This is a genomic window from Vulcanococcus limneticus LL, from assembly GCF_002252705.1.
In the GTDB taxonomy this organism is placed as follows: Bacteria; Cyanobacteriota; Cyanobacteriia; order PCC-6307; family Cyanobiaceae; genus Vulcanococcus; species Vulcanococcus limneticus.
In genome coordinates this window covers 1-1,578 of sequence record NZ_NQLA01000128.1, presented here as the reverse complement: position 1 = coordinate 1,578, position 1,578 = coordinate 1, and the positions used below count along the sequence as shown (strand labels likewise).

Annotated in this window: 2 protein-coding genes; one reads left to right on the top strand and one right to left on the bottom strand. The window is 52.0% G+C overall.

Annotation, left to right across the window (positions count from 1 at the left end; translation table 11 throughout):
* The first annotated feature begins 193 nt into the window (after positions 1-193).
* A complete protein-coding gene (locus tag CJZ98_RS19620) occupies positions 194-514 on the top strand; it encodes a GIY-YIG nuclease family protein (RefSeq protein WP_157911095.1) in 321 nt (106 codons plus the stop codon).
* 572 nt (positions 515-1,086) lie between these two features.
* Here CJZ98_RS19620 and CJZ98_RS19615 read toward each other — a convergent pair.
* On the bottom strand, positions 1,087-1,296 hold the full coding sequence (locus CJZ98_RS19615; RefSeq protein ID WP_094592410.1) for a helix-turn-helix domain-containing protein: 210 nt from the start codon (positions 1,294-1,296) through the stop codon (positions 1,087-1,089).
* Positions 1,297-1,578: the final 282 nt, after the last annotated feature.

Genomic DNA, 1,578 nt, shown 5'->3' with positions numbered 1-1,578 from the left:
GCCGCCAGGTGAACCAGCCCGATGATCGAGGCCACTGGTTCACGGAGGCTCAGTCACGGCCCCCTGCTGCTGACTCAAACGTGCGACATGCTCCTAGCGACTGACTCAGCGACCTTCACCACCCCTGAGACCGACGACAGGCCATGACAGAGAGCAACCTAAATCAAAATACAACAGAAGAGATCTTAAGAACTTGAGGTACCCTGGGCGTGTCTACCCGACTCGAAATAAGGACATATACAAGACGGGAACAACAATATCGATCAGGAGGAGGCTAACGCGACTAAAGCTCGATGAGGCCCCAGAGGTAATGCAGATAACAAATACAAGAGAAGCAGAGAAAGCGCCTCACGATAGATTCAAGTACAGGCGCATTCCACAAAGCGAATACTTCAGACTCAGAGCGGAGGAGATTGAAGAAGTGAGATGCCTATTCAGGCCTGTACGAGGGGAAGAATCTGTGGGCGCCATAAAGGCAAGGAAGGACGCTGGCGCGACCGTCAAGAAGGCTTAATCACGCAAGTCTAACATAAGATATTCCGCGTCATCGGCCAAAAGGAATCAGATTATCGAGCAGATCGGACGCACTTGCGGGCATGAGAAAATGCTTTGGACTGAGACAACAACTTCCACTGGCAAAGCAGTAGCCGGAAGCTACTATAGACTTAATACCTCAGCCAAAGAGCGCCTCCCACCCAGATCTGAAGACCTAATACTGGGGGTCAAGCGAATCGAAGTCAGAGATGATTACCTACTGCCGGTCGCGAAGGCAGAGACGGAGAACGAGGCGCCAGAGTCAGCATTTACACTTATCGGGGACACACTTCTTGCGCTTTGCCGGGGATATTGACAAGGTCTTTTCAATTTTAGGGTGCGCACAGGAGAACACCCAAAACCATTTACTGAAAAGTCAGAGGAGTTTCTTAGAGATCGCGGGCGTTGGCACACGACTCATTCGCCGACCCGCAGGAAGAGACTGGAGCGAATGAGAGGATGGAATGAACCCAGCAAACTCTTTGGGATATTCTAGTTAGCGACAGATATGCTGCAAATGAGACAAGGAACTGCGGAAGCCACTGGCCGTATTCAAGTCATATCAACTCTGACTACCTCCAATAAGTCCTCAATCCCACAATCCAGCACCGCAACAATCTTGGATGCCAGATCCAGTGACAGTGCTGATGCCGCCTTCTCATCAGTCCTCGCCAATCTCGTGACGGTGGTCGCTGCAACACCCGCCTGAACCGCTAGCGAGTGAATCGTGATCAGTTTCTCCCCAACCTCGGCACGACGCAAATTCGCTAGCTAGCGCGATTGCCTTCTGAAGAGTGAGGCGGACTTGCTTTGCCGTAAGAGGCACAAAACCTCAAGCACACCAGGAAGGTATCACAGCACCACTTAGGGCCTCCTGAGAAAGTCGGAGCCGCTGCCGCCAATACAGATTCTGGCAGTCAGGTGCCTTGCTGAGTGATTATCAAGCCGCAGCTGTCTCAACGCTTGATGGCAGCTTGTTGCACCTCAGAGCTACAAGCTGGCTGCTCAGGATCTGCAGCCAGAAGGCAAACAAGGCAAAAAGAA